Here is a 19,913-nt window from a genome sequence, read left to right as displayed (position 1 = left end):
CCAAGTTACCGGGAGGTAATCATGTCGGAGGAGTCCCGCGTCGCCATCGTCACCGGAGCCGCACGCGGCATCGGCGCGGCCACCGCCCGACGGCTGGCCGCCGACGGAATGGCAGTCGCCGTGGTCGACATCGAGGAGACGGCCACCAAGGAGACGGTGGACGCCATCGCCGGCGCCGGTGGCCGGGCGCTCGGGGTGGGCGCGGACGTGTCCGACCGGGACCAGGTCGAGGCGGCGGTGACCCGGATCGCCGGCGAGCTGGGCGCGCCCACAGTGCTGGTCAACAACGCCGGTGTGCTCCGCGACAACCTGCTGTTCAAGATGACCAACGCCGACTGGGACACGGTGATGGGGGTGCACCTGCGCGGCGCGTTCCTGTTCAGCCAGGCCGCCCAGAAGCACATGGTGGACCGGAAGTGGGGGCGGATCGTCAACCTCTCCAGCACCTCCGCGCTGGGCAACCGGGGCCAGGCGAACTACGCCGCCGCCAAGGCCGGTCTGCAGGGCTTCACCAAGACGCTGGCCATCGAGCTGGGTCCGTTCGGGGTGACAGTGAACGCTGTCGCACCCGGCTTCATCGTCACCGACATGACAGCGGCCACCGCCGCCCGGATGAAGGTCGACTTCGACGACTTCCAGAAGCACGCCGCCGCCGAGATCCCGGTCCGCCGCCCGGGGCGGCCGGAGGACGTCGCGCACACCATCTCGTTCCTGGCGAGCGAGGGCGCAGGCTTCGTCTCCGGTCAGGTCATCTACGTCGCGGGTGGCCCCCGGGACTGACCCCGTATTCCCGACGAGGGCGCTCCGGCAGATGAGCCGGCGCCCTCGTCGCCGGGTCCACGCCCGATCGGCGGGTGCGCGGCGGGTCAGCGGGTGCGGCAGGTCAGGCGGGTGCGCGACGGGTGCGCCAGAGCCAGATCAGGCCGAGCACCGGCAGCACCAGTGGGATGTAGCCGTACCCGCTACCGAACTGCGACCAGACCGTCTCGTCCGGGAAGAGGTCCTTGTCGACCAGGCTCAGAATGCCGACCGCGACCACCCCGACCAGTTCCACCGAGCAGCACGCCAGCGCGACCCGACGGCCGGTGTGCCCGGCGCGGGCCAACCCCACCGCCGCCACGATGTAGATGAGCGCGGCCACCCCGGAGAGCAGGTACGCCACCGGCGCCTCGTCGAACTTGGTGGCGATCTGCAAACCCGCCCGACTCGTCGCCGCGATGGCGAAGAGCAGGTAGACAGCGATCAACAGCCGACCCGGGCCGGAGTTCGTTCGCTGCCGAGCCGGTCCTGTCTCAACCACCGAGCACCTCCCAGGTCTGCTGCAGGCGGACCACCACCACCGGGGTCACCAGGCAGACCGCGCACACGATCGCCGAGCCCCAGCGGGTCGGTTCCATCCGGGCCAGCACCCAGGCCAGTGGCGGCAGGCACACCAGCGTGACCAGATAGCCGAAGAAGGCGCCAGGCTCGCCGGGCCGATCCCCGCCGCCGACCGCGACGAGCGCCAGCACGGTCAACACCAACAACGCCACTTCGAGTACGGCCAGGCCGACGAACTGCATCCGGTCCGGCGGTCGGTGGCGTACCGCCGCCACCAGCGCCCATGCCGCGACGAGCAGTGACAGCACGATCGGCACTGTCGCGACGATCCCGTCCACCGGCGAATCGGCGCCCACGCTGGTCACCGGCACCACCCGGTCGTTGCCTCGGTCACCGGCCCAGCCTACTAACCGTCGTAGTAAAGGGCCGCGCTGCCTCTCCACGTGTGACGCGCAGGTCGAGGTGCCCGCAGTTCCCGGTGCCCACCGAGCGTCAGTCGCCTGCTTGCAGCCAGTAGACGGAGACGGCCAGGAGCGGGTCCGGGCCGTCGTTCGTGATCTGGTGCGGCACTCCGCTGTCGAACGCCGCGACGTCTCCGGCCCGCAAGACCCTCGTCTGGTTGGCGAACGTCACGGTGCCGGCCCCGGACACGATGATCCACACCTCGCGGGACCGGTGGACGTCGAGGTCGTTGGAGGTGTTCGGGGCCACCGACCAGCGAGCGACCTCGAACGGGGCGGGCGCCGTCGACGGAAACGGCAGCAGCGCGCGGTGCACGGGGCCGCCCTGGGTGAAGTCGTACCAGTGTTCAAACGTCACGACACCGCTGGTGATCGCTGGATTGGTGCTCTGCATGCCGTCGAGACTGCCTCGCCGCGGCTGCCGGGTCTGGCGGAGATCGGACCTGACGTTGCCGACAGCGGCGCGCGGGCGGGGCCGGCAGACCACGGGCGGACCGATGCGCCGACGGCCGGGCGGTCAGCTCGACCACCGACCCGGAAATGAAGGTGAGCTGCTTCGATTGGTCGAACCCGCCGCCGTCATGGCCGCCCGGGCGACTAGCGTGGATCACGTCCGTGGCGTTGTCGCGGTGCGGGGAAACAGCGGAGGTACACGTGCTGCGGTTCGGCTTGTTCGGCACCGGTCACTGGGCGATCGAGACGCACGGGAAGGCGCTGCACGCACATCCCGACGCGGAACTGGTAGGGGTGTGGGGCCGCAACCCGGAGCGGGCCTCCGCGCTGGCCGAGCGGTACGGGGTGCCCGCCTACGCCGACGTCGACGCGCTGATCGAGCAGTGCGAGGCGATCGCCGTCGCCCTGCCGCCGGACATCCAGGCCGACATCGCGGTCCGGGCCGCCCGCGCCGGCCGGCACCTGTTGCTGGACAAGCCGCTGGCGCTCAGCGTGGCCGACGCCGACCGCGTCGTGGCCGCCGCCGACGAGTCCGGGGTCGCCTCGGTCGTCTTCTTCACCCAGCGGTTCCAGCCGAACGTGACGGCGTTCCTCGCCGCCACCGCCGCCGCCGGGGGCTGGCAGCACGGCCGGACCACGGCGTTCGCCTCGATCTTCCAGGACGGCAGCCCGTACGGCGGCTCGTTGTGGCGTCGGGAGCACGGTGCGCTCTGGGACATCGCCCCGCACGCGCTCTCGATCCTCCTGCCGGTGCTGGGCCGGGTGACTCAGGTGGCGGCGATGGACGGACCGAGCGGGATGGTGCATCTGCTGCTCACCCACGAGGGCGGTGCCACGAGCAGCGCCTCGCTGTCCCTGGACGCCCCGACCGAGTCGATGGCCCGGGAGTTCGTGTTCTACGGCGAGAACGGCATCGAAAACGTCCCGTTCGGCGAGAACGACGCCGCCACCGCGTTCGGCGTCGCCATCGACCAGCTCGTCGAGCAGGTGCGGGCCGGCACCCGGGACCACCGCTGCGACGTCCGCTTCGGCCGCGAGGTCGTCAGCATCCTCGCCGCCGCCGAAACCGCCCGCACCGAATCCCGCACCATCCCCGTCCCCTAACCCCAACCCCACCCGCCGTTCCCGTTGATCATGAAGTTAGCGGCGCGACACGCCGTGGCGGATGGCAATAACTTCATGATCAACGGGGTTGGACCGGGGCCGGGGCCGGGTGGGGGGTTAGGTGGGGGTGGAGAGGGCGGCGTTTAGTTCGTCGGGGGAATTGAACTGGTCGGGTGGCAGTGCCTGCAGCATCTGCAACATCGCTGTGCTGGCCCCGTTCTCCTGACCCCAGCGGATCAGGTCCTCCCGGGAGACCGGGTAGTCGAGCCCGGCCAGGTACTCCTGCAACTGAACCCCGGTGACGGTCATGCCGGCCGGCTACCCGCTCGCGGTGGTCGTACACCGGCTTGGTTGGGCCCACGACGGCCCGGCGGCCGGCGTGTCGGCCCGCGTTGCGCGCACGGTTTGCCGCAGCGGCGGCCGGGTAGCCGCTGGCATGCTGGTTCAGCGGCTCGGCGCGCCGAGCGATTTCGACCCGTTGCTGGAGCGCGTTCGGAACGCCAGGGTGGTGATGATCGGTGAGTCCACCCACGGCAGTTACGACTACTACCGGTTGCGCGAGCAGCTCACCCGCCGGTTGATCGCGGAGTGCGGTTTCTCCTTCGTCGCGGTGGAGGGTGACTGGCCCGACTGCGACCGGGTGCACCGTTCGGTGACCGCCTCGCCCGGCGGCGCGCTCGAACCGCAGCTCGCCCTCCACCAGTTTGAGCGATGGCCGACCTGGATGTGGGCCAATGCCGAGGTGGCCCGGTTCGCCAGTTGGTTGCGGGCCTGGAACGTGGAGCGGCCGGAGGAGCAGCGGGCCGGGTTCCACGGCCTCGACGTGTACAGCCTCTGGGAGTCGATGCAGGCGATCTTCGACTACCTGGGGGAGGAGGATCCGAAGTCGCTGGAGGCGGCGCAGGACGCGTACCGGTGTTTCGAGCCGTACGGCAAGAGGGTCGAGGAGTACGGCGCGGCCAGCCGCTTCGTCTCCGCCCGGTGCGAGGAGGAGGTCGTCCGGTTGCTCGCCCGGACCCGCGAACACGCCCTCTCCGATGGCCCGGACCGCTTCTCGGCCTGGCAGAACGCGGAGGTGGTGGCCGGCGCCGAGCGCTACTACCGGGCGATGGTGGCCGGCGGGCCGGACTCGTGGAACATCCGCGACACCCACATGCAGGACACCCTGGACCGGCTGTTGGACCGCTACGGCCCCGACGCCCGGGGCATCGTCTGGGCGCACAACACGCACGTCGGGGATGCGCGGGCCACCGACATGGCCGCCGACGGGATGGTCAACATTGGTCAGTTGGCCCGGGAGCGGCACGGCGAGGACGCGGTGGCCCTGGTCGGCTTCGGCAGCTACCGGGGCACCGTGATCGCCGCACCCCGCTGGGGTTCGCCGCCCGAGGCGATGGTGGTGCCCCCGGCTCGCGAGGGCTCGATCGAGCGGCGGTTGCACGAGCTGATGCCGGAGCGGGCGGTGCTGATCTTCGGCGGTGACGACCAGCCGGGCTGGGTCACCGAGACAGTGGACCACCGGGCGATCGGGGTCGTCTACGACCCGTCGTTCGAGTCCTGGGGCAACTACGTGCCCACCCGGCTCGGCGACCGCTATGACGCCTTCATCTGGTGCGACGACACCACGGCCCTGCACCCACTGCCGGTGCCAGCGGCCCCCGGCGAGATGGAGACCTACCCGGCCGGCGTCTGACGCAGTGCCTGATGGCGTCGATCATGGAGTTGTGGTGCTGGACGAAGGCCTCTGATCGGGGCACGACGGGCACCACAACTCCATGATCGACCGGGGTGGTGCGGGTCAGACGTGCGTGGGGGTGCGGTCTTCGAGGTGGGTCCGCAGGCCCTCGCCTTCGATGTCCACGTTGGGCAGGACGCGGTTGAGCCAGCGCGGCAGCCACCAGGCGCGGTCGCCGAGCAGCGACATCACCGCCGGGACGATTGTCATCCGGACCACGAACGCGTCGATGGCGACGCCGATGGCGAGCGCGAAGCCCATCGACTTGATCACCGGGTCCTCCAGGAAGACGAAGCCCCCGAAGACCGAGATCATGATCAGCGCGGCGGCCGTGACCACCCGTGCGCCGTGCCCCATGCCGCTGATGGTGGCCTGTCGGGCGGTCTCACCGTGGACGAAGTCCTCCCGCATCCGGGAGACCAGGAACACCTCGTAGTCCATGGCGAGCCCGAACAGGATGCCGATGAGCAGGATCGGCAGGAAGCTGATCAGCGGGCCGGGCGTGTCCAGGCCGACGAGGTCGGCGAGGTGTCCCTGCTGGAAGACGGCCACCGTGATGCCGAACGTGGCGGCGACGGTGAGCAGGAAGCCCAGCGCTGCCTTGATCGGCACCAGCAGCGAACGGAACACCAGCATCAGCAGCAGCACCGAGAGACCGACCACCAGCAGCAGGTAGATCGGTAGCGCGTCGGAGAGCTTCTCGGATACGTCGATGCCGATGGCGGTGACGCCGGTGAGCAGCACGTCCGCGTCGGGGATTCCGCTCACCGCGCCACGGATGTCGTGCACCAGGGTCTCGGTGGCCTCGTCGGTCGGGCCGGTCTTCGGGACCACGCCGAGCAGCGCGGTCCGGCCGTCCGGACTGAGCTGGGGCGGCGCCACCGCGAGGACGTTCTCGGTGCGCTGGAGCAGGGCGGTGACCTGCGGCACGGCGGCCGAGGTGGCCTGTGGCGTGTCACCGGCGACCACCACCGCGAGCCGGCCGGTGAAGCCCGCCCCGAAGCCCTCGACGGTCAGGTCGTTCGCCACCCGGGCGGGTGAGCCGACGGCGGCCGTCGCTGCGCCCGGCAGGGCCAGCCGCATGTCCGGCGTGGGCAGCGCGAGCAGCCCCAGGCCGAGCAGGCCGACCAGGATGACCGGTACGCGGAACCTGGTGACGAGTCGCGCCCAGCGGAAACCGAACCGGTTGCGCTCCTCGGTCGTGGTCGTGGTCGTGGTCTTGGCCGCGGCGGGCCGGTCGGTGACGTCCGAGTCGTCCTCGTCGGCGACGGTGCCGTCGGCGGCGGTGCCGTCGGTGGGAACGGAGCGCAGCCGGCGGGGGAGCACCCGGCGACCGGCGAAGCCGAGCAGCGCCGGCTGGAGGGTGATGGCGACCAGCACGGCGACGGTGACAGTGCCGGCGGCGGCGAGACCCATCACGGTGAGGAACGGGATGTCGACCACGGCGAGCCCGGCCAGGGCGATGACCACTGTGGCGCCGGCGAAGACCACTGCCGAGCCGGCGGTACCCACGGCCCGGCCGACCGCCTCCTCCGGGGACAGGCCGTCGAGCAGGTTCTGCCGGTGTCGGGAGGTGATGAAGAGTGAGTAGTCGATGCCGACAGCGAGACCGAGCATCAGCGCCAGGATCGGCGCGGTGCTGGTGAGCTGGACGGCGCCGCTCAGCGCGAACAGTCCGGCCATGCCGGCGCCCACGCCGATCAGCGCGTTGAGCATCGTCATGCCGGCGGCGACCAGGGAACCGAACGTGATGATCAGGACGATCGCGGCGACAAGCACGCCGAGCGCCTCGGTGGAGCCGATCTCCGGCTCGCCGCCGAGCACCTCACCGCCGGGGGCGACCTGCCAGCCCTGCGCCTTGGCCGCCGCGCCAACCTGCTCGTACGCGGTGCGCTGCTCGTCGGTCACGTCGTCCCCGCCAGTGGCGAACTGGACCTGGACCAGCGCGTACCGGCCGTTGGGTGAGACCGCGCCGACCTGGAGCGGGTTGACCGCGCCGACCACGCCGGGCAGTGCCGAGGCCTGCTGGACGAGTTCCTGCACCACTGCCTGACCCTGCGGGGTGGCCAGTTGGCCGTCGGCGGGCGCCTTGACCGCGATGGTGCCGGTGGCGCCGCTGGCTGCGGGGAACTGGTCGGCCAGCAGGTCGAGCGCGCGCTGGCTTTCGGTGCCGGGCATGGTGAAGTTGCTCGCCGTCGGGCCGCGCAGGGTCGCCGCGGCCAGGCCGGCGACGACGAGTACGACGAGCCAGAGCGCGACGACGAGCCGTCGCCGGCGCAACGCGCCCCGGCCGAGCCGGTAGAGCAGGGTGGCCATCAGGAGTCCTTGTCCTCGGTCGTGGGTGGATGGGGCAGTGGTGCGTCGACGGGTTCGACGGCCCGCCGGGCGAGGGTGAGCAGGCCGAGGCGCAGTTCGTCGTCGGGGATGTCGGCGAACTCGGCGCATGCCTCGGAGATGCCGGCGAGCAGGACCAGCGCGGCGATCCGGGCGCCCGGCCGGTCGGAGTGCCCGGCCAACGCGTCCCGCAGCCGGTCTGAAATCTCCTGGATGTGCGCGAAGGCCGGCTGGCACAGCAGCTCCGGGAACTCGCCGCGCAGTACCGCGATCTCCTGCCGGAACCGGACCGCGAGGTCGACGAAGCCCTGTGCGGCGACCTCCTGGGCGGCCGCTCCGGTCAGGCCGTTGAGCTGGTCGTCGAGGTTGCGGAGCACAGCGATCGCGGGTGCCATCAGTTCGGCGAGCAGGGCTTCCTTGTTGGCGAAGTGGTAGAGCACCGTGGCCTTGGAACAGCCGACCTCCCGGGCGATGTCCTGCAGGGAGGTGCCCCGGTATCCGCTCACAGTGAACTGCCGCGCCGCGGCGGCGAGGATCTCGCCGTGCGTGTCGGGTACCGCTCTGACCATGCCGGTCCACCTCCCGCAGACCAGCATGCCTGACCGATCGGTCAGACCCTGACCGATCGGTCAGATGGAAGCGGTGGCGTTCACCACACCCCTTGGCGGCTTATCGGGTGTGCTGGGTGTCGTACCTGGTCCGGGCCTCGGCGATGGCCCGCCGGTGCCGCTCGGCCCAGCTGGTCAGCGCCACCAGCGACTCGTAGAGCTCCAGGGCCATCGGGGTGGCGGTGTACTCGACCTTGGGCGGGACGGTCGGGTAGACAGTGCGGTGCAGCAGGCCGTCCCGCTCCAGGTTGCGCAGGGTCAGCGTGAGCATCCGGCGGCTGATCCCCTCGATGTGCCGCTCCAGCTCGGTGAAGCGCACCGGCCCGTGCGAGGCGGCCACCAGGATGCCGATGCTCCACTTGCCGCCGACCCGGTCGAGCACCTCGCGGACGGTGCACGCCCGAGCCTGACCGGGGGTGAACGGCACGTTCCCGGCTGAGCAGGTCAACTCGGCCTCGACCAGCGCGGACACATCGCTGTTCCTCTGGGACATCAAAGTGCCTCCTTCCGCTCCGCCTCATGGTCACAGACGATGACCTCGGTAACAAATCGTGCACCAAGGAGGATTCGTGGAACGTGTCGTCCCATCCCGTTGGCCGGCGTTGCTGGTGCTCTGCGCCGGCAGCCTGATGATCATCCTGGATGGCACAGTCGTCGCGGTGGCGCTGCCCGCCATCCAACGCGACCTGGGCTTCAGCGCCGCCGGCCTGGCCTGGGTGGTGAACGCCTACCTTGTCGCGTTCGGCGGACTGCTGCTGCTCGCCGGCCGGCTCGGTGACCTGCTGGGCCGGCGCAGGGTCTTCCTGGCCGGGGTCACGCTGTTCACAGCGGCCTCGCTGGCCTGCGCGGTCGCCAGCGGGCCGGCAGTGCTGGTGGGCGCGCGGTTCGGGCAGGGCGTCGGCGGTGCGCTGGCCATGGCGGTCAGCCTCGGCATGATCGTCCGGCTCTACCCGGAAGCGGCCGAGCGGGCCCGCGCCATCGCCGTCTTCAGCTTCACCGGCGCGGCCGGCGCGTCGGTCGGGACTGTCGCCGGAGGGGTGCTCACCCAGGCCGCCGGGTGGCGGACGATCTTCCTGGTCAACGTGCCGATCGGGGCGGCCATCCTCATCGCGGCCCTCCGCCGAATCCCGGCCGAACGAGGGATCGGCCTGCGGGCCGGCCTGGACCTGCCCGGCGCGCTGCTCGCCACCGCCGGTCTGATGGCCGCCGTGCTGGGCATCGTCGGCACCGGCGAGCACGGCTGGACCAACCCCCGGACGCTCGGCGCGGTGGCCCTCGCGGCGCTGCTGCTCGGCGGGTTCGCGCTGCGCCAGCGGGTGGCGGCGACCCCGCTGGTGCCGCCCCGGGTGCTGCGCGTCCCGGGCCTGGTGGCGGCGAACGCCGTGCAGTTCCTCATGGTCTGCGCGTACTTCGGATTCCAGTTCCTGCTCGCCGTGGAGCTGCAACTGGTGCTGGGGCTGGACGCCGCCGCGACCGGCTGGGCCTTCCTGCCCACCCCTGTCGTGATCGCCGTGGTCTCGCTCGGCCTGGCCGGTCGGCTGGTCGCCCGCTTCGGTGCCCGCATGGTTCTGCTGGTCGGGCTCGGCGTGGCGACCGTCGGCTTCCTCCTGCTCGCCCGGCTGCCCTCCGACGGCGCCTACGTCGCTGACGTACTCCCCGCGATGTTGATCTTCGGGGTGGCCGGCGGCCTGACCCTGCCGGCGGTCACCACGGTGGCCATGGCCGGCGCGACCGACACCGACGCCGGGCTCGCCTCCGGCCTTGCCAACACCACCCAACAGGTCGGCGGAGCGGTCGGCCTGGCCGCGCTGGCCACCCTGGCGGCCACCCGCAGCGACGCGCTGAGGGCCGCCGGCTGGGCCGAGACCGCCGCGCTCGCCGGCGGCTACCGGACCGCGTTCGCCGTGGCCGCCGGTCTGGTGGTCGCCGCGTGGCTGGTGGCGCTGACCACGGTGCCCCGACGCCCGGCCCGGCCGTCGTCGGCCACCGACCCGTCAGGCCCGCCCGGGGTGGGCGTCGGAATCGATCCGTACCGAAGCGCCGCGTCCGGTTGACCGACGGCATCCAGGCCGGGAGGGTGGTCGGGTGAGCGAGGCTGACGAGACCCGGGACGGCGTGGCCCTGACCAACCTGGACCAGCCGCTGTCCGACCGCGACGGCGCGACAAAGCGTGACCTGGTCGACTACCTCGACGCGGTCCGGGACCGGATCCTCCCGCAACTGCGGGGCCGGCCGCTGTCGGTGATCAGGGTCCGCCCCGGCCAGCCGCCGTTCATGCAGAAGAACCTGCCCCGCTACACCCCGGACTGGGTCCGCCGGGCGCCGGTCTGGGCGGAGGCGTCACACCGGGAGATCTCGTACGCCCTCTGCGACGACCGCCGCACCCTGCTCTGGTTCGCCAACCAGCGGGCCGTGGAGTACCACCCGACGTTGGCCACCGTGGCGGATCTGTACCGCCCGACCCACCTGATCCTCGATCTGGACCCGCCGGACGGCGACGGGTTCCGCGCGGCTGTCGACGCCGCACTGCTGGTCCGTCAGGCGCTCGCCGACGCCGGCCTGGCCGGTGCCGTCAAGACCAGCGGCGCCAAGGGCGTGCACGTCTTCGTACCGGTGACCGACGAACCAACGGCCGAGGAGCTGGCCGCCGCCACCCGGGCACTCGCCGTCCGCGCCGAGCGGCTCGACCCGGCGCTGGCCACCACTGCCTACATCAAGGAGGACCGGGGTGGCCGGGTCTTCGTGGACGCCACCCGGGCGGGTGGAGCGACAGTGGCCGCCGCGTACAGCCCCCGGCTGCGGCCAGGGATGCCGGTCTCGTTCCCTGTCGACTGGGCGGAGCTGACCGAGGTGACCCCCGCCGACTTCACCATCCGGACCGCGCCAGCACTGCTCGCCGACGGCGACCCGTGGGCCGCGCTGATGCCGGCACCGCAACAGCTCCCCGCCGATCTGGTCGCCGAGGGCCGGACCATCCCGGTGGCCCGGGTGCAGGCCATGCACGAGGGGAAGCGCCGGGCCCGCGCCCGCCGCGAGGCCGGCTGACCAGGCTCGTCGGCCTCCGCTCGCGCCCGGCGAGCGGTCGATTGTCGGTGGGTTGTGGCACGATTTCGCAGGTGAGCAGCAAATCCGACGCGACCCAGCGACTGGCCGACCTGGCGCGGCTGCGCCGGGTCCGCGACCGGATCGACAGGGAGTACGCGTCTCCGCTGGACGTCGAGGCGCTCGCCCGCGGCGCGCACATGTCGGCCGGGCACCTCAGCCGCGAGTTCCGGCTCGCCTATGGCGAATCTCCGTACAGCTACCTGATGACCCGACGGATCGAGCGGGCGATGGCCCTGCTGCGCCGTGGTGACCTGAGCGTCACCGATGTCTGTTTCGCTGTCGGTTGTTCGTCGTTGGGCACCTTCAGCACCCGCTTCACCGAGCTGGTGGGTGTGCCACCCAGCGTCTACCGGCGGCAGGCGGCGCAGGCCACGGCGGGGATGCCGTCGTGCGTGGCGAAGCAGGTGACCAGACCGGTCAGGAATCGAGAAGCGCAGGTCACCGAGGCGCAACTAGCGTGACCAGCATGGACATCACCATTCATTCGAGTTTCCTGCCGCACACCGACCCGGAGGCCTCGCTGGTCTTCTACCGCGACATCCTCGGTTTCGAGGTCCGCCTCGACGTCGGGTACGAGGGAATGCGGTGGATCACGGTCGGGCCGGTCGGCCAACCCAGCACCGCCATCGTCCTGCACCCGCCGGCCGCCAACCCCGGCATCACCGACGACGAGCGGCAGACCATCCTCGAGTTGATGGCCAAGGGCAGCTACTTCGGCGTCAACCTCGCCACCACCGACCTCGACGCCACCTTCGCCAAGTTGGAGGCCAGCGACGCCGAGGTCGTCCAGGAGCCGACCGAGCAGCCGTACGGCGTGCGCGACTGTGCCTTCCGGGACCCGGCCGGCAATATGGTCCGCATTCAGGAAGTGCGCTGAGTCCCGCGCGCCCGACAGATGGAGAGACGATGAGCACGGCCATCCAGCCGTCCGCGCCGCACGTCGCCGACAGCCACGACCTGATCCGGGTGCAGGGCGCGCGGGTGAACAATCTCAAGGACGTCAGCGTCGAGATCCCGAAGCGGCGGCTGACGGTGTTCACAGGTGTCTCCGGCTCCGGCAAGAGCTCGCTGGTGTTCGGCACCATCGCTGCCGAGTCCCAGCGGATGATCAACGAGACCTACAGCACCTTCGTGCAGGGTTTCATGCCGACGTTGGCGCGACCCGAGGTTGACCTGCTGGATGGCCTGACCACGGCGATCATCGTGGACCAGGAGCGGATGGGCGCCAACTCCCGCTCCACCGTCGGCACCGCCACCGACGCCAACGCGATGCTGCGCATCCTGTTCAGCCGGCTCGGGCAGCCGCACATCGGCCCGCCCAACGCGTACTCCTTCAATGTTCCCTCGGTGAAGGCGACCGGGGCGATCACGGTCGATCGCGGCGTCGGCAAGACGAAGACCGAGAAGGCGACCTTCAACCGACTCGGTGGCATGTGCCCGCGGTGCGAGGGCAGGGGTGCCGTGACCGACATCGACCTGTCGGCGCTCTACGACGACAACCTCTCGCTGAACGAGGGCGCGATCACCATCCCGGGTTACAGCATGGAGGGCTGGTTCGGCCGGATCTTCCGGGGCTGCGGCTACTTCGACCCGGACAAGCCGATCGCCAAGTTCACCAAGCGGGAGCTGCACGACCTGCTCCACCGGGAGCCGACCAAGATCAAGGTCGATGGGATCAACCTGACGTACGCGGGCCTGATCCCGTCGATCCAGAAGTCCTTCCTCGCCAAGGACATCGACGCGTTGCAGCCGCACATCCGCGCCTTCGTGGAGCGCGCGGTGACCTTCACGACCTGCCCCGACTGTGCCGGCACCCGGCTCAGCAAGGAGGCCCTGTCGTCGAAGATCAAGGGCCTGAACATCGCCGACGTGTGCGCGATGCAGATCAGCGACCTGGCCGCCTGGGTACGCGGGATCGAAGACCCGTCGGTGGCCCCGTTGCTGGCCGGCCTGCAACACCTCCTCGACTCGTTCGAGGAGATCGGGCTGGGCTACCTGTCGCTCGATCGACCGTCGGGCACCCTCTCCGGCGGTGAGGCGCAGCGCACCAAGATGATCCGCCACCTCGGCTCCTCGCTCACCGACGTCACCTACGTCTTCGACGAGCCGACGATCGGGCTGCACCCGCACGATATCCAACGAATGAACGAGCTGCTGCTCCAGTTGCGCGACAAGGGCAACACCGTCCTGGTCGTGGAGCACAAGCCGGAGGCCATCGCCATCGCCGACCACGTCGTCGACCTCGGCCCCGGCGCCGGCACCGAGGGCGGGACCGTCTGCTACGAGGGCACAGTGGAAGGTCTGCGGGCCAGCGGCACCATCACCGGCCGCCACCTCGACGACCGGGCGGCCCTCAAGGAGACGGTCCGGACACCCACCGGCAAACTGGAGATCCGGGGCGCCACTGCCAACAACCTCCAGGACGTCAACGTCGACGTACCCCTCGGGGTGCTCGTCGTCGTGACCGGCGTCGCCGGCTCCGGCAAGAGTTCGCTCGTGCACTCCTCGATACCGGCCGGCGCGGGCGTGGTCTCCATCGACCAGGGCGCGATCCGTGGCTCACGGCGCAGCAACCCGGCCACGTACACCGGGTTGCTCGACCCGATCCGCAAGGCGTTCGCGAAGGCCAACGGGGTGAAGCCGGCGCTGTTCAGCGCCAACTCCGAGGGTGCCTGCCCGAGCTGCAACGGCGCTGGCGTCATCTACACCGACCTGGGGATGATGGCGGGCGTCGCCGCCCCCTGCGAGGACTGCGAGGGCAAGCGGTTCCAGGCATCGGTGCTGGAATACCGCTTCGGTGGTCGCGACATCAGCGAGGTGCTCGCCATGTCGGTGACGGAGGCCGAGAAGTTCTTCGGCGCAGGCGAGGCCCGTACGCCGGCGGCGCACGCCATCCTCGACCGGCTCGCCGACGTCGGGCTCGGCTATCTGAGCCTCGGGCAGCCGCTCACGACGCTCTCCGGCGGGGAGCGGCAACGGCTCAAGCTGGCCACCCACATGGCTGAGAAGGGCGGCGTCTACGTCCTCGACGAGCCGACCACCGGCCTGCACCTTGCCGACGTCGAGCAACTGCTCGGCCTGCTCGACCGCCTTGTCGACTCCGGCAAGTCGGTGATCGTCATCGAGCACCACCAGGCGGTCATGGCGCACGCCGACTGGATCATCGATATCGGCCCCGGCGCAGGCCACGACGGTGGGCGGATCGTCTTCGAGGGCACGCCCACAGACCTCGTCACCGCCCGCTCCACCCTCACCGGCGAGCACCTGGCGGCGTACGTCGGCACCTGACGGCCGCCATTCACGCCACCGGTGGTTGGACGCGGCGTGCCGTCGTGTTGGCGAGGACTCCGCAGGTGGCGGCGACCAGACCGAGGCCGACAGTGGCCGGGGTGACGTACCCGGGCACGGACGAGGTCACGTAGGCGCCGCCACCGCTGAGGCGGCACTCGAAGTGCAGCGGTAGGAAGCTGACGTCGTAACCGACGACCAGGCTCGCCACCTGTGGCCCGGCCCGGCGACAGGGCCCGACCGGGGCGGATCCGGCGCCACCGTCCTCGGCCTGCATCACCGCGTAACCGAGGTGGAGCAGACCCCATGCGTACAGGGCGACGGCACCCGCACCGAGGAGCAGCGCCGCAGTGCGCAAGCGACCCGACCGTTCGCTCTTCCTGAACGTCGCGCGGAACCCACGGACGGTGAGGAGTGTCGCCATGACCGCCCCACCCAGCGCGGCGAGGAGCAGACCGAGAAACAGCATGATCGACATTCTGGCCTGTGCTCCGCCAAAACGATGAAGGCCCCTGACCGAATTTCTGGGTCAGGAGCCTGTCGTGCTGGTCAATCTTGGTGCCCCCGGCAGGATTCGAACCTGCGCCCCCGCCTCCGGAGGGCGGTGCTCTATCCCCTGAGCTACGGGGGCTCAGCGACTGGAGAAGACTAGCAAACCTCCCCTGCGTACGCCGAATCGGTATCGGGTGGGCCGATCGTGTCGGACCGGCCCACCCGGCGCTCAGGCGGCTACCGCCCGCCCGCAACTGGGCAGCGGGTGCAGGACGATTCGCCGAGGGAGCCGGCGCGGCCACTCGTTGCGCGGCCAGGACCCGTCCACGATCAGGTGGACGGTGCGCTGCTCCTCGCCACTGAGCCGCAGCACGAAGTCGCGGGGGAGCGGCGGGTCCACCGTCGGCGTAGTGATCATGAAGCGCACCCGACCGCGGGACGAGACAGCGGAGATCACGTCGGCGGCCGGCATCGTGCCGCGCAGCCGGACCCGCCCGATCCAGTAGACCTCCGCGAGGTGCTCCTGGGCGGCCCGGGTGATCCCCGGGTACTCGCTGCGGACCCAACGCTCGACCGCGCTGACGCAGAGCCCGCAGGCCCGCTCGCGCGGCTCCCGCGGACCCAACCCCCAGGCCCGCAGGTACGCCCCGACCGCGCCAGTGTCCAGCGGCAGCTCGAAGCGCCGTTGGATGAGCGTGGTGAGGCTCTGCCGCGTCCACAACTCCTCGTCCAGGCCGAACTCGTCGGGATGGACGCCCCGCAGCGTGTCGATCAATTCGAGTTCCTGTTCGCGGCTGAGCATTCCCGGCTCGCCCTGCCGCTGTCCGCGACGGACGGCTGCCACCGCCCCGTCACCACCGATGGTGTGGCGTCGGCACCAACTGGTGACCGAACGCCGTGCGTCTCTCAGTGCAACCCCCACGTCTTGGGCAACGAGCCCGAATCGCAACTGGTCACGATATGTGGGGAGAAAACTCTCTAAGCAACGTAATCGCCTGTGCCACGCAAAACGCCCACAAGGGACGAGAGGGGCGTTCAGGTCATACACGACGTGTGTAGTCGCCCTGATCGACTCGGGTTCCTGAAGGTCGGGGTGTCCCGGTCGGGCGGACGGCGCGGTTTTCTGAAAGCCGAGTCGATCAAGGCCTGGGGGTTGGCCCAGCGCGGGTTTGGGCGGGATCGAGCCGGGCTGGGCGGGATCGAGCCGGGGTGGGCGGGATCGAGCCGGGCTGGGTGGGGGTCGGGCCGGGCTGGGTGGGGGTCGGGCGGGGGTCGGGCCGGGGTCGAGTCGGGTCGGGCCGGGGTCGAGTCGGGTCGGGCCGAGGCGGGTTGAGTTCGGTCACGCAGTGGCGGTCCGCCGGCCTTGATCGACTCGGGTTCCTGAAGGTCGGGGTGTCCCGGTTGCGGGGATGGCGCGGTTTTCTGAAAGCCGAGTCGATCAAGGCCTGGGGGCCGAGCCGGGGCCGAGCCGAGCCGGGGCCGAGCCGAGCCGGGCCGGACCAGGGCCGCGCCAGGCCGAGGGTCGAGCCAGGTCGGGGCCAGGCCGGGTCGGGGCCAGGCCAGGTCGGGGCCAGGCCAGGTCGGGGGTCGAGCCAGGGCTGGGCGGGCCGGGCAGGGGCCAGGCCGGGAACAGGGCTGGGCTGGGCTGAGGGCGAGCCGGGGGCGGGTTGGTGGGGACGCGGGTTGGGGGCACTGGTGGTGACATGGTGCGGCCCGCGTCGCCGCCACGGTTCGGCGGGGACGCGGGCCGGGTGCCCGTCCGGTCGGTCAGCCCTTGGCCTGCGCCTGGAGCTGCCGGAGGTTGTTCAGTTCGGTCTGCTGAGTGGCTTTCATGGTGTTCGCCACCCGCACCACCTCGGCGTTGTCTGTCGCGCCGAGCGCCGCGTCGATCATGTGGATGCCGCCGAGGTGGTGGTTGTACATCAGGGTCAGGAACTGCCTGTCGACCTCGATGCCCTGGGCGTCGCGCAGGGCGGTCATCTGTTGCGGCGTGGCCATGCCCGGCATCAGGCCGTCCTTGACGGTGGCCCCGTCGGACATCCACGACATCGGCGGGTTCGACCCGGTCGGGCTGAGACCCCACTCGCGCAGCCAGGTCTGCATGGCGCCGATCTCGCCCTGCTGCCCGGTGGCGATGTCCACGGCGATCTGCCGCACCTCGGGGAGGGTCGCCGACCGGTACGCGATCAGGCTCATCTCCACCGCCTGCGCGTGGTGGGTCGTCATGTCCCGGGCGAAGCCCGCCTCGACCGAGGCGTCACCGGGTCGGGTGAGCCGCGGGGTGAGCAGACCGCCCGCGTACCCGAGGAGGAGCCCCACCACCAGCATGATGGCGAGCGCCAGCACGCCGTAGCGCGACGCCGGGGCCCGGCCGCCCTCGTCCGGGGCGGCCGGGATCTCGTCGTACTCGCTGTCGGTGGTTGCCGGAGCGGTCATTGCCGTCCTTACTGGGTGGGCTGCTGCTGTTGCTGGAGTTCACGTGGCGTGGTGCCGGTGGCGGTGATGCCGGTGTTGCAGAGCGCCGTCGGGCCCTCGACGGAGGCGTTCACCCGCAGGTCCTTGATGAACTCGTCGACCCGCGAGTCGTCGGCGTTGTCGACCTTGAGCTGGTAGCCCCAGGCCTGCAGCGAGATCGGCTTGTCCAGGCCCTCGTACGGGCTCATCAGCATCTTCTCGACGCCGCGCACCTTGCCGGCGAGCTTGTCGACCTGGTCCTTGGGCAGGTCCGGGCGGTAGGTGATCCACACCGCGCCGTGCTCCAGGCTGTGCACCGCGTGCTCGCTGGCGATCGGGGCGTCGTACACGTCGCCCATGCAGTTCTGCCAGGCGGCGTTGTGCACCCCGCCCACCGGCGGCGAGTACTTGTAGGTCAGCGGGCCCGACTTGTGCGACTCGTACTTGAGGCTGTCCGGGTCGGACTTGCGGATGTTGGCGATGCCGTCGATGGCGTTGGCCCGCTTGTCCCACGGCTTGGAGCCCTGGAACGACGCCCAGGCGCCATAGCCGATGATGCCGGCCGCGAGCACGCCGACCGCGACGAAGAGCGCGATCGGCCCCCACGCGCGGCCCTGGCTCACCTTGACCGGGGTGACCGGCTTGCGCGGGCCCTTGCCCCCGGCCCGGGGGGAGCCCGTCGGCTTGCCGGAACCGGCCTTGGCGCCGGACGCCGGCCGGCCCGCAGCCGGCTTCTTGCCGGTGCTGACCACGGTCGGGCGGCGCTCAGGGCCACCCGGGGTGCTGATGCTCATCGTGCCTCGTCAAGTCGGTCGGTCAGGGGAGTGGCGGGCCGGATGACGCGCAGGGGAGCCGCCGAGTGCCCGAGTCTACCCCCGATAACATGGTTGGGTGACTCCTGCAGAACTAGCCTCGGTCGTCCTTGCCGCCGCCCACGCCGTCTTCGAGCAGCGTGGGCTGGACCGCGCCGCGCTGCCGGCGAGCACGGTGGTGGAGCGACCGCGCAACCCCGAGCACGGCGACTACGCCTCGACGCTCGCGCTGCAGTTGAGCAAGAAGGTGGGCGTCCCGCCCCGGGAGCTGGCGACGGCCCTGGCCGATGAGCTGGGTCGGGCGGCGGGGGTCAAATCGGTGGATATCGCCGGGCCGGGCTTCCTGAACATTCGGCTCGACGCCGCCGCGGCCGGTCAGCTCGCGCGGGTGATCGTCGAGACCGGCGCGGAGTACGGCCGCAGCGACCGGCTCGCCGGCGAGAAGATCAACCTGGAGTTCGTCTCGGCCAACCCGACCGGGCCGGTGCACATCGGCGGGGTCCGCTGGGCTGCCGTCGGTGACGCGCTGAGCCGGCTGCTGCGGGCCACCGGCGCCGACGTCGGCACTGAGTACTACTTCAACGACGCCGGTTCGCAGATCGACAGGTTCGCCCGGTCGCTGCTCGCCGCCGCCAAGGGCGAGGCGGCGCCGGAGGACGGCTACGGCGGGGCGTACATCGCCGAGATCGCCGCCGAGGTGCAGGCCCGCCGGCCGGAGGTGCGCTCGCTCGACGACGACGCCGCCCAGGAGGTCTTCCGGGTCGAGGGCGTCGCGCTGATGTTCGACGAGATCCGCACCTCGTTGCGCGACTTCGGGGTGGAGTTCGACACCTACTTCAACGAGAAGGACCTGCACGACCGGGGTGAGCTGGACCTCGCCCTGGCCCGGCTGCGCCAGCAGGGGCACCTCTACGAGTCCGAGGGCGCCACCTGGCTGCGCACCACCGACTTCGGCGACGACAAGGACCGGGTGCTGCGCAAGTCCAACGGCGAGTGGACGTACTTCGCCGCTGACTGCGCCTACTACCTGGACAAGCGCGAGCGCGGCTTCGAGCGGGTCGTGATCATGCTGGGTGCCGACCACCACGGCTACATCGGCCGGATGAAGGCGATGTCCGCCTGCTTCGGCGACGACCCGGAGCGCAATCTGGAGATCCTCATCGGGCAGCTGGTCAACCTGCTGCGCGACGGCGCCCCGATGCGGATGAGCAAGCGGGCCGGCACCGTGATCACCCTGGAGGACCTTGTCGAGGCGATCGGCGTGGACGCCTCCCGGTACGCGTTGGCCCGGTACTCCAGCGACTCGCCGATCGACATCGACATCGAGCTGTGGACCAAGGCCAAGAACGACAACCCGGTCTACAAGGTGCAGTACGTGGCCGCCCGGACGGCGGGTGTGGCCCGCAACGCCGCCGAGGTGGGGCTGGTTCGGGGGGACGCCGACGCGTTCCGCCCCGAGCTGCTCGACCACGAGAAGGAGAACACGCTACTCAAGGCGCTCGCCCAGTTCCCGGCGGTGGTAGCGACGGCCGCCGAGCTGCGCGAGCCGCACCGGGTGGCCCGCTACCTGGAGGAGGACATCGCGCCGTCCTACCACCGGTTCTATGACGACTGCCGGGTCCTGCCGCGCGGCGACGAGGAGATCACCGACCTGCACCGGGCCCGGCTCTGGCTCAACGACGCCACCCGCACGGTCGTCGCCAACGGCCTGTTCCTGCTCGGCGTCTCCGCACCCGAGAGGATGTGA

20 protein-coding genes and 1 tRNA gene are annotated in these 19,913 nt (G+C 70.9%); 9 read left to right on the top strand and 12 right to left on the bottom strand.

Annotation, left to right across the window (positions count from 1 at the left end; all coding sequences use genetic code 11):
• Positions 1-21: 21 nt before the first annotated feature.
• The gene (fabG, locus tag MED01_RS22685) at positions 22-780 is read left to right on the top strand and encodes a 3-oxoacyl-ACP reductase FabG (protein ID WP_238670569.1); all 759 of its coding nucleotides are present in this window, start codon (positions 22-24) and stop codon (positions 778-780) included.
• 103 nt (positions 781-883) lie between these two features.
• On the opposite strand, the gene MED01_RS22680 is transcribed toward fabG, so the two are convergent.
• The 3 genes from MED01_RS22680 to MED01_RS22670 all read right to left on the bottom strand — a co-directional run bounded on the left by MED01_RS22680 (position 884) and on the right by MED01_RS22670 (position 2,175).
• A complete protein-coding gene (locus MED01_RS22680) occupies positions 884-1,300 on the bottom strand; it encodes a hypothetical protein (protein ID WP_238670568.1) in 417 nt (138 codons plus the stop codon).
• Positions 1,293-1,685, bottom strand: coding sequence for a hypothetical protein (locus MED01_RS22675; RefSeq protein ID WP_238670567.1), 393 nt, complete (start codon positions 1,683-1,685; stop codon positions 1,293-1,295). The genes MED01_RS22680 and MED01_RS22675 overlap by 8 nt, the downstream gene beginning before the upstream one ends.
• Before the next feature lie 127 nt (positions 1,686-1,812).
• On the bottom strand, positions 1,813-2,175 hold the full coding sequence (locus MED01_RS22670; protein ID WP_238670566.1) for a cupin domain-containing protein: 363 nt from the start codon (positions 2,173-2,175) through the stop codon (positions 1,813-1,815).
• 260 nt (positions 2,176-2,435) lie between these two features.
• On the opposite strand from MED01_RS22670, the gene MED01_RS22665 reads away from it, so the two are divergent.
• Positions 2,436-3,338, top strand: coding sequence for a Gfo/Idh/MocA family protein (locus MED01_RS22665; protein ID WP_238670565.1), 903 nt, complete (start codon positions 2,436-2,438; stop codon positions 3,336-3,338).
• A gap of 117 nt (positions 3,339-3,455) precedes the next feature.
• On the opposite strand, the gene MED01_RS22660 is transcribed toward MED01_RS22665, so the two are convergent.
• Positions 3,456-3,647 carry a DUF2795 domain-containing protein gene (locus MED01_RS22660; RefSeq protein ID WP_238670564.1) on the bottom strand — a complete coding sequence of 64 codons (192 nt, stop codon included), beginning with the start codon at positions 3,645-3,647 and terminating at the stop codon, positions 3,456-3,458.
• 127 nt (positions 3,648-3,774) lie between these two features.
• On the opposite strand from MED01_RS22660, the gene MED01_RS22655 reads away from it, so the two are divergent.
• The gene (locus tag MED01_RS22655; RefSeq protein WP_238670563.1) at positions 3,775-5,031 is read left to right on the top strand and encodes an erythromycin esterase family protein; all 1,257 of its coding nucleotides are present in this window, start codon (positions 3,775-3,777) and stop codon (positions 5,029-5,031) included.
• A gap of 105 nt (positions 5,032-5,136) precedes the next feature.
• Here the strand turns inward: MED01_RS22655 and MED01_RS22650 are convergent, their stop codons facing one another.
• The 3 genes from MED01_RS22650 to MED01_RS22640 form a co-directional block, all read right to left on the bottom strand.
• On the bottom strand, positions 5,137-7,389 hold the full coding sequence (locus MED01_RS22650; protein ID WP_238670562.1) for an MMPL family transporter: 2,253 nt from the start codon (positions 7,387-7,389) through the stop codon (positions 5,137-5,139).
• A complete protein-coding gene (locus MED01_RS22645) occupies positions 7,389-7,976 on the bottom strand; it encodes a TetR/AcrR family transcriptional regulator (protein ID WP_238670561.1) in 588 nt (195 codons plus the stop codon). Before MED01_RS22645 ends, MED01_RS22650 begins: the two co-directional genes overlap by 1 nt.
• Before the next feature lie 100 nt (positions 7,977-8,076).
• Positions 8,077-8,511, bottom strand: a complete 435-nt coding sequence (locus MED01_RS22640) for a winged helix-turn-helix transcriptional regulator (protein WP_238670560.1) — start codon at positions 8,509-8,511, stop codon at positions 8,077-8,079.
• A gap of 73 nt (positions 8,512-8,584) precedes the next feature.
• On the opposite strand from MED01_RS22640, the gene MED01_RS22635 reads away from it, so the two are divergent.
• The 5 genes from MED01_RS22635 (at position 8,585) to MED01_RS22615 (ending at position 14,408) form a co-directional block, all read left to right on the top strand.
• Entirely contained in the window at positions 8,585-10,069 is a 1,485-nt protein-coding gene (locus MED01_RS22635; protein WP_238670559.1) for an MFS transporter, read from the top strand.
• Between the two features lie 31 nt (positions 10,070-10,100).
• On the top strand, positions 10,101-11,060 hold the full coding sequence (locus MED01_RS22630) for a DNA polymerase domain-containing protein (protein ID WP_238670558.1): 960 nt from the start codon (positions 10,101-10,103) through the stop codon (positions 11,058-11,060).
• A 71-nt stretch (positions 11,061-11,131) separates the two neighbouring features.
• Entirely contained in the window at positions 11,132-11,581 is a 450-nt protein-coding gene (locus tag MED01_RS22625) for a helix-turn-helix transcriptional regulator (RefSeq protein WP_238670557.1), read from the top strand.
• Positions 11,582-11,586: 5 nt separating this feature from the next.
• A complete protein-coding gene (locus MED01_RS22620; RefSeq protein ID WP_238657381.1) occupies positions 11,587-11,997 on the top strand; it encodes a VOC family protein in 411 nt (136 codons plus the stop codon).
• Positions 11,998-12,026: 29 nt separating this feature from the next.
• Positions 12,027-14,408, top strand: a complete 2,382-nt coding sequence (locus MED01_RS22615; RefSeq protein ID WP_238670556.1) for an ATP-binding cassette domain-containing protein — start codon at positions 12,027-12,029, stop codon at positions 14,406-14,408.
• Positions 14,409-14,418: 10 nt separating this feature from the next.
• Here the strand turns inward: MED01_RS22615 and MED01_RS22610 are convergent, their stop codons facing one another.
• The 5 genes from MED01_RS22610 to MED01_RS22585 form a co-directional block, all read right to left on the bottom strand.
• Positions 14,419-14,877, bottom strand: a complete 459-nt coding sequence (locus MED01_RS22610; protein WP_238670555.1) for a hypothetical protein — start codon at positions 14,875-14,877, stop codon at positions 14,419-14,421.
• Between the two features lie 87 nt (positions 14,878-14,964).
• Positions 14,965-15,039: transfer RNA gene (locus MED01_RS22605), tRNA-Arg, on the bottom strand.
• 90 nt (positions 15,040-15,129) lie between these two features.
• Complete coding sequence (locus tag MED01_RS22600) at positions 15,130-15,822, bottom strand: winged helix-turn-helix domain-containing protein (protein WP_238670588.1); 693 nt, start codon at positions 15,820-15,822, stop codon at positions 15,130-15,132.
• A gap of 845 nt (positions 15,823-16,667) precedes the next feature.
• On the bottom strand, positions 16,668-17,336 hold the full coding sequence (locus MED01_RS22590; protein WP_238670554.1) for a DUF305 domain-containing protein: 669 nt from the start codon (positions 17,334-17,336) through the stop codon (positions 16,668-16,670).
• Positions 17,337-17,344: 8 nt separating this feature from the next.
• Entirely contained in the window at positions 17,345-18,148 is an 804-nt protein-coding gene (locus tag MED01_RS22585) for a thioredoxin-like domain-containing protein (RefSeq protein WP_238670553.1), read from the bottom strand.
• A gap of 97 nt (positions 18,149-18,245) precedes the next feature.
• Here MED01_RS22585 and argS point away from each other — a divergent pair, with 97 nt between their 5' ends.
• A complete protein-coding gene (gene argS / locus MED01_RS22580) occupies positions 18,246-19,913 on the top strand; it encodes an arginine--tRNA ligase (protein WP_238670552.1) in 1,668 nt (555 codons plus the stop codon).

This window comes from Micromonospora alfalfae (assembly GCF_022230925.1).
Taxonomy (GTDB): Bacteria; Actinomycetota; Actinomycetes; order Mycobacteriales; family Micromonosporaceae; genus Micromonospora; species Micromonospora alfalfae.
The sequence above is the reverse complement of the archived record's forward strand: the minus strand, read 5'-3'. Positions and strand labels throughout refer to the sequence as shown.